General features: G+C 32.4%; 6 protein-coding genes. 2 read left to right on the top strand and 4 right to left on the bottom strand.

Annotated features, from left to right (window positions below; genetic code table 11):
- The 3 genes from E4T68_RS10005 to E4T68_RS07780 all read right to left on the bottom strand — a co-directional run.
- The coding region (locus tag E4T68_RS10005; RefSeq protein WP_135125751.1) for a helix-turn-helix domain-containing protein at positions 1-133 on the bottom strand (133 nt) is incomplete at its 3' end.
- Positions 134-252: 119 nt separating this feature from the next.
- Entirely contained in the window at positions 253-1,053 is an 801-nt protein-coding gene (gene yidA, locus E4T68_RS07775) for a sugar-phosphatase (protein ID WP_135125753.1), read from the bottom strand.
- A 775-nt stretch (positions 1,054-1,828) separates the two neighbouring features.
- Positions 1,829-3,127, bottom strand: coding sequence for an HD domain-containing protein (locus E4T68_RS07780; RefSeq protein WP_135125755.1), 1,299 nt, complete (start codon positions 3,125-3,127; stop codon positions 1,829-1,831).
- Positions 3,128-3,310: 183 nt separating this feature from the next.
- Between E4T68_RS07780 and E4T68_RS07785 the strand changes: the two genes are divergently transcribed.
- Entirely contained in the window at positions 3,311-3,907 is a 597-nt protein-coding gene (locus tag E4T68_RS07785; RefSeq protein WP_135125757.1) for an ECF transporter S component, read from the top strand.
- 474 nt (positions 3,908-4,381) lie between these two features.
- Here the strand turns inward: E4T68_RS07785 and E4T68_RS07790 are convergent, their stop codons facing one another.
- A complete protein-coding gene (locus tag E4T68_RS07790) occupies positions 4,382-5,851 on the bottom strand; it encodes a UDP-N-acetylmuramoyl-L-alanyl-D-glutamate--2,6-diaminopimelate ligase (protein ID WP_135125759.1) in 1,470 nt (489 codons plus the stop codon).
- A gap of 218 nt (positions 5,852-6,069) precedes the next feature.
- Here E4T68_RS07790 and E4T68_RS07795 point away from each other — a divergent pair, with 218 nt between their 5' ends.
- Positions 6,070-7,347, top strand: a complete 1,278-nt coding sequence (locus E4T68_RS07795; protein WP_135125761.1) for an NAD(P)/FAD-dependent oxidoreductase — start codon at positions 6,070-6,072, stop codon at positions 7,345-7,347.
- Positions 7,348-7,855 lie beyond the last annotated feature (508 nt).

A 7,855-nucleotide genomic window follows, 5' to 3' on the forward strand; every position in this document is an offset into this window, starting at 1 on the left:
ATTTATGGCGATTCAGTAGTGTTGCAATTTTTGAAATAGTATAGCCCTCGTTTAATAATATTTCAATTTGACTTCTTTCTTTATCACTTAAGTGTTTATAGTGTCGTTTTGTGGTATAATGTACTTCGGACATGAAAATCTTCCTATCTATTTGGTTTGGCAACTTTAGTATAGCTGATTTTCATGTTTTTTTGTTTATTTTTATTTGTTGCACTTCATTTTACAACACGGGCTCCCAACATTTCTTACTAATTAATCATTTACATATTGATTAACAATATAGGCAACACCATCATGATTATGACTTTTTGTCATACAATCAGCATAACGTTTTAACTCATCTGTTGCATTTTCCATAGCTACACCAATCCCTGCCACTTTAATCATATCAATATCGTTATTATTATCTCCAATTGCCATGGTTTGACTAAGATCAATAGACAAGTAATCAGCCAATACTTCAAGAGCTGTTCCTTTATTTGCTTGTTTATGCAAAATTTCCAAATAAAATGGAGCACTTTTTACGCAATAATAGCGTTCTTTCATCGTTTCTGGCAATTGTCTAATCACATTGTCTAGAATTTCAGGTTCATCTACTATCATTGCCTTTTGATATGTTTTTTCCTCTAACTTATCTACCTGCTTAATCTCCATACTAACTAAACGGGCTTCGTATTCCGTATATTTACCTACTGGACAATTTGTTGTATACAAATACTCTTGGTCGACTACATGATAAAATGTATGCAATTCATCAGAAAAATTCTGAATATCTAATACATCATGAGCATTCAAAGCAAATTCTTTAATCGTTAACTTTCCATCTGTACTCTGGATTAACGAGCCATTATATGTAATCACATACTGATTATCCTCTACTAATTCTAGTTCTTTCAGCAAACTTTGCACACCTTTTAACGGTCTACCTGTACACAACACTATTTTAATTCCACGCTCTTTAGCATTTTGTAAAGCAGATTTCACTGCTGGAGTAATCTCATGCTGGCTATTCAACAACGTGCCATCAATATCTATTGCAATCAATTTTATCATAGAATCTCTCCTTTTTTCATGTTAGAGGATGCAAAATTTTACTGCATCAATTATTTAAAATCCGATTTGGTAACCTAACATTTCACTACTCTTATTATAACAAAAAAACACCATTCATTCCAACTGCTCGATTGGATGGTAGTATTTAAAAATTTATTTCTATACCATTTTTGAATATCACTAACTTTTAACGTTTTTCACAAAACCTTTAAAACTCTCCTGAAGAATATCACAACGACAAATCTGCTTGATACTCTAATAGCATACACTATTTTGCCCTATAAGTGCAATGATTTTTTGGAAATCATTGCACTTATATTGGCTCACACTTTGGGACATTTTCATTTTTGATTGACAACATATGCTTCTTTCATTCTTATCACGCTTTTCGTTCTCTTTATATCTTAATAATGAGTATAATAACTCTAACAATCGATGCACTCTTAGTTTAAAGTAATGCACAGAAATACGAACTAATTAATCAATACAATATACATTCTCTTTAGAAATATATGCTATCTGCACACAAAACACTTCATGATCCAAAATCGAAGCTGGAAAAAACTAAGCATTATTTGAAATAATATTTTTAGAATTGCGAAAAGTCAACATTTATAAACAAAGATTTCCCATAGTTTTTGTTATTTAGAAATTTTTCCCTCACCCTACTATTCCTTGCATAAAACCTTTTATTATCCAAAATTAGCTTTAAATCAAAGTCTACAAGATTTGATTTAAAGCTAATTCTTGATGATTATTTATCAACGAAAACGTACTATACTCTACTTTCAACACTATTCAACAAGTTGACAAACTCGGCATCTTGCAATAACTCTTTAGCAAAATAGAAACGTTTATCTCCTTTTTCTCTTCCTGTTAAAGCCTCAACAAGCATACTTGTCTGAGATAACTCAACCAATGATCCATCTTTATTCATTAATTGAATTGATGTTCTAGCTTTAGCTTGATTTGGGCGGTAGAAATCATACGGCAAATCATAGCTATTATTAAATCCTGTATAATAGGTTTTATCATAGCCTTTAGAGTGGGAGTAAGCAATCAACGCCTCGGCATCTTCTTCATGTTGAATAACAACAGATTTAAACAAGCGTCGTGTTAAATATCTTGTTGCCAAATCTTGTAAGATTGCATCTTGCTCTTGAGAAAATACGGTAAAATAGGTTGTCATAACTCCATCATCTAAACGTAAATAATCTTCTAATGTCCAGTTTTTTTCAAAAAATGGTACTAATAATGGTACTTCCAATCTATGTTGCAAATGTTTTTCCTCATAACAGTAATTAGCACGTTCGAATAGATGATGAATTAACATTTCAACAGCTCTTGACACAGGATGAAAATAAACTTGCATATACATTTGATAACGACTCACAATATAATCCTCTACCGCATGCATACCTGAATAGTCAAAACAAATACCGTCTTTATAAGGCTTAATAACACGTAAAATACGATTTAAATCAAAAGTACCATAACTTACCGCTGCAAAATAAGCATCTCGTAATAAATAATCCATTCTATCAGCATCAATCTGGCTTGAAATCATTTGTACAACTTGAGGATTATCATACTTTTTTTGGATAACTGATGCAACTTTTTCTGGAAAATCTGGAGCTACACGTTTTAGCACATCATGAATTTGTGTGTGTTTGGATAAAATAATTTGAATAGTTAAGGCCTCATGATCAGTTCCAAAGACTTTTTCAAACGTGTGCGAAAAAGGCCCATGTCCTACATCATGTAACAATGCTGCACAAAGCGTCACTAATCGTTCATTATCGTTCCAAAGTCCATCTCCTTCTTCTTGGGTACTGTACGTCCGTTGAAACTTATCACAAATACGACGAGCAATTTCATATACCCCTAATGAATGAGAAAATCTTGAATGCTCTGCTCCATGAAAAATAGAAGATGATGTGCCTAATTGTTTAATACGTCTTAGTCTTTGAAATTCTCGTGTATTAATTAAATCTAAAATTGTTTGATGTTGAACATGAATATAACCATGCACTGGGTCACGAAAAACTTTTTCTCTTGTCAATAAATATGTCATAATTCCCCTCCTTTATATCATTTTATTTGTTATCAATTTTGCATACTTTATTGGTTTCATTTTATCTTAAAATTTCACAAAAATCTAGTATCATTGCCATTTTTTTAATGTTTTTAGTCCAAAATACTATCGTTTTTTTTTATAATTTGATATACTTATGCTACTTAAAAAAGGAGGGTTTTTATGGAAAACAAATTATCACGTCGTATTTCGACTCGTGATTTAGTTCTAATTGGATTATTTTCAGCCATTATTCTTATTCAAACTTATACACCACTTGGTTATATTACTATCGGTGATGTTGCTGTTACACTTATACATATTACTGTTATTATTGCAGCTTGTATTCTAGGCACAAGATTAGGCACTCTTATTGGATTAGTTTGGGGAATAACATCTTTTATTTTCGCACTTCAAACTCCCGGATTATTAAATCCTTTATTTTACAATCCATTAATTTCTATTGTACCACGTGCTCTTGTTGGATTTTTGGCAGGGCTTATCTTTAATTTATTAGTGACTAAATGTAAAACACCTCTTTCAGCAGGTTTTGCCGCTGTTGTCGGAACATTAACAAATACTATTTTAGTATTAGGTGGATTTTACGTATTTGGCTACCAACTAATTTTTGGGGCTAATCCTGTAGCAGCTTCAGGTGGCGTAGATCCTGTATTAGCCTTTATCTTCTTCATAGCAGGACGGAACGGACTACTTGAACTAGCTGCTGCCGTTATTGTAGTCCCACTCGTTGTTATTCCACTAAAAAAATTACTAAAATAACTAGCATCAAACGCTATAAAGATAATGGATAAAAATTAGAACAAAATCAAAATGCTAAAAATCGTATCACATCTTTACCTAAACAAAGATATGATACGATTTTTAATTTGCCACACGCCCTCAATTAGCCCTACTACTCATTTTCTAACATTATACTTTTTCTTTTAAACCAGAACTTCTTTAGGCTATATTTCCAAATTTTCACATCTTATCCAGCTAACTCTTAAGGCAATTAAAAACTGAACATTATTTGACATGATATATTTAAAACTTAGAGAAACCAACATTTATAAACAAAGATTTCCCTCAGTTTTTGTGATTTGAATACTTCACGAAAAAGGGACTGAAAAAAAGTCATAAAAGTAAAAAACAGCTTATCATGACGTCATCAGAACCGTTGATTCTAAGCTGTTTTCAATTGTTCACATGTTAATCGAAAGGCTAAAATTTCAGTTTTTTCCCAGTCCCTTTGATTTACTGTTGAACTGAAGCATGTAATGCATGTTCAATGATTTCTTTTTCATGAAAAGGTACTTTTTCATCTCCAATTAATTGATATGTTTCATGACCTTTACCTGCAAAAATAATAATATCCCCCTCTTTAGAAAGCGAAATTATTTTCTCAATCGCTTTTTGTCTATCCGGCTCTTTGTACACCTGGCACGTTGAACCTACAAATGACTGGTATATATCATCTATAATACGCATTGGATCCTCATGTCCGGGATTGTCCGATGTTATCATAGCAATATCAGCATATTTTGCCACCACATCTCCCAATTCTTTTCGTCTAGTCTGCGATCTATCCCCCACTGATCCAAATAGAATAAGTAATCGCTTGTAAGTATACTGTTGTAATGTCTGTACCACATTTTCTAAACTAAACCCATTATGTGCATAATCTAAAATAGCTAAAACACCTTTTTGATTAGAAATACTCTCCATTCGTCCAGAAACTGTTGTTTTTGCCAAAAAGTGAAGTGTTTCTTGAACATTTACATCCAATAACCACGCAATTGCTATAACAACTAACGCATTATAAATGTTAAATTTCCCCGGTACAGGTAAATGCACCAGAGCATGAATAGGACTGCTATTGACTTGGAATTGCATACCAGTTTGACCTTGAGCAAAAAGATACTCAATCTGGCTAGCTTGAAAATCACTAGCGTTATCTATACTGTACGTGTATACTTTACTAGTCTTAAAATGATTAACATAAGCATCATCTTGATTCACAAGTGCTACTTTTGTCAACTCAAATAAATGTGTTTTCCAATATAAATAATTTTCAAATGTAGGATGCTCCAATTCTCCAATATGATCGTGCGCCATATTCGTAAATACTGCAATATCAAAATCAATGTGCTCTACGCGGTTCATCATTAAGCCTTGAGAGGACACTTCCATGAAACACACTTGAACACCTGCTTCTCTCATCAAATGCATTGTCTTATGCAATTCATAACTCTCAGGAGTTGTGTTTGAAGTAGAAATACTCATATTAGCATAATGAATACCATTTGTGCCAATGACACCTGCAGAAATTCCCGCTTGTGTCAAAATCTTATACAATAATGTTGTTGTTGTCGTTTTTCCTTTTGTACCTGTAACTCCAATAACTTTAAGTGAACGACTAGGATAATTGAAAAAAATATTCGACGCTTGACTTAACGCATAGCGACTATCTTTAACAATAATAAGCAATGCATCTTCTGGTACATCTACTTCTGTTTGGCTAACAAACACTCTTGAACCTAATTCGTATGCTCTTGGAATAAACGTTGCCCCATCAAGTGTACGCCCTTGTAACGCAAAAAAGATACTTTTTTCGTGAACTGTGTTTGTATTATAACTCAAGTCTTTAATCGTCATCTCTAGTAATTGTTGATTACCTATTTGTTTTATAATGTGCATATGTTGCACCAATTCATTTACATTCATCTTTAACCCTCACTTTATACTGTCATTATAGCATAAGTTAGCTATTCTGACACATTTGACCAATAATACACCTATTAATCAAAATATAAAATCGGTTTCACTATTTATATTACTCTCTACAAAAACTCCCATAATACTTTCTTTTTAAAGAATATTTATTCTTTTCTTATTTAATGATATACTACATATAAAATAAATGAAACAATGAGGTTAATAACATGTATGATGTCATTATTATAGGTGGTGGAACAAGTGGCTTAATGGCGAGTATTAGCGCGGCTAAGCATAATGCTAAAGTCTTACTTATTGAAAAAAACGCTGAATTAGGAAAAAAATTACTCCTTACTGGTGGTGGACGATGTAATGTCACAAATAATCGTCCCTCTGATGAAGTCATTAAGCATATTCCCGGTAACGGAAAATTTTTATATAGTGCGTTTTCACAATTTGATAACTACAATATTATGTCCTTTTTCCAACACCATGGTGTAGCTTTAAAAGAGGAAGATCATGGCCGTATGTTTCCCATAACCGATCGCTCTCAAACTATCCGAGATACCTTTATAGACCTTATCAAAAGATATGGAGTAACAGTTAAAACAAAAGCTACTGTCACACAAATTGAACACGAACAGAACAAAATTCTAGGGATTACATTGTCGAGTGGAGAATTTATTGCAGGAAAATCAATTATTATTGCTACTGGTGGAAAGTCAATTCCTAGAACTGGATCAACTGGAGATGGATATATTTTTGCAAAGCAAATGGGACATACAATTACTCCATTATTCCCTACGGAAGTGCCTCTAACATCGAATGAGCCATTTATTCAAGAGAAAACACTACAAGGCTTGTCTCTAAGAGAAATTGCGTTAAGTGTAGTAAACCAAAAGAAAAAAGTTATTATTACGCATCGCATGGATATGATTTTTACACATTTTGGAGTGTCTGGTCCTGCTGTACTAAGATGCTCTAGCTTTGTTCATAAAGAATTAAGTAAATATCCCATGTCTGATGTGACATTAAAACTAGACTGTTTACCAGACTACTCAACACCTCAACTGACACAACAACTCATTCAAACACAGAAAAATGACCCTCAAAAAGAAATTAAAACAGTATTAAAACAATATATTCCTGAACGATTAGTGCTATTTTTCTTGAAAAAACAGGCTATTTTACCTAATACTGCTCTTAAACAATTAAACATATCCGATTTTGAAAATCTTGCTTATCTATTAAAAGAGTGGACATTTACAGTTAATGGCTCACTACCTCTTGAAAAAAGTTTTGTCACAGGTGGTGGTATTCATCTTAAAGAAATTAATCCAAAAACTATGGAATCAAAAATTGTGCCTCATCTATTTTTCTGTGGCGAAATATTAGATATTCATGGTTATACAGGTGGTTATAACATCACCGCAGCTTTTGTCACAGGTTATATCGCAGGAAAACATGCTGCTCAGCTAAAATCTGAAATTTATACATCACTATGAAAAAGCGAATTTCCCATACAATAAAACAAAGAATTTGTATAAAAAATAGCTTTACTTCATTTAAAGCTATTTACGTAAAAAGGAACCGTTTATTTCTTCGATCCTTGTCAAATAGAGTGACATTTCCAATTTAATGGGACAAAAATGACTCAACACTTAGTATAATGTTTGAAACACGAAAAGAAAAAAGCATTTTGTGTCTAATTTTGGCTAGTGAAAAGTGTTGTCACGATAATGCTGTTACATTGATAATATTGTATTTATAATACATGAAAAAGAAAGGGTGTACAATAAATCGTGTTGGTGAACAAAAAAGTTCGCCAACACGATTATTTTTTTATAGAAAAAAGTGAAGCAAACCAGTAAACTATAAGTTGAGAGAAAATAGTAAAGAGGTGCTTCACATGGATAAGAATACCAGAAAATTATTGAAATTGGAAGAAGAATTTGAATTTCCAGAAAATTGGCTAACTCAAGACGTACAACATCATATTAAATATCATATTAT

The sequence above is a fragment of the Granulicatella sp. WM01 genome (assembly GCF_004570605.1).
In the GTDB taxonomy this organism is placed as follows: domain Bacteria; phylum Bacillota; class Bacilli; order Lactobacillales; family Aerococcaceae; genus WM01.

Coding starts and splice junctions, on each gene's coding strand:
- yidA (WP_135125753.1), bottom strand. CDS start 1,053: ATGATAAAATTGATTGCAATAGATATTGATGGCACGTTGTTGAATAGC.
- E4T68_RS07780 (WP_135125755.1), bottom strand. CDS start 3,127: ATGACATATTTATTGACAAGAGAAAAAGTTTTTCGTGACCCAGTGCAT.
- E4T68_RS07785 (WP_135125757.1), top strand. CDS start 3,311: ATGGAAAACAAATTATCACGTCGTATTTCGACTCGTGATTTAGTTCTA.
- E4T68_RS07790 (WP_135125759.1), bottom strand. CDS start 5,851: ATGAATGTAAATGAATTGGTGCAACATATGCACATTATAAAACAAATA.
- E4T68_RS07795 (WP_135125761.1), top strand. CDS start 6,070: ATGTATGATGTCATTATTATAGGTGGTGGAACAAGTGGCTTAATGGCG.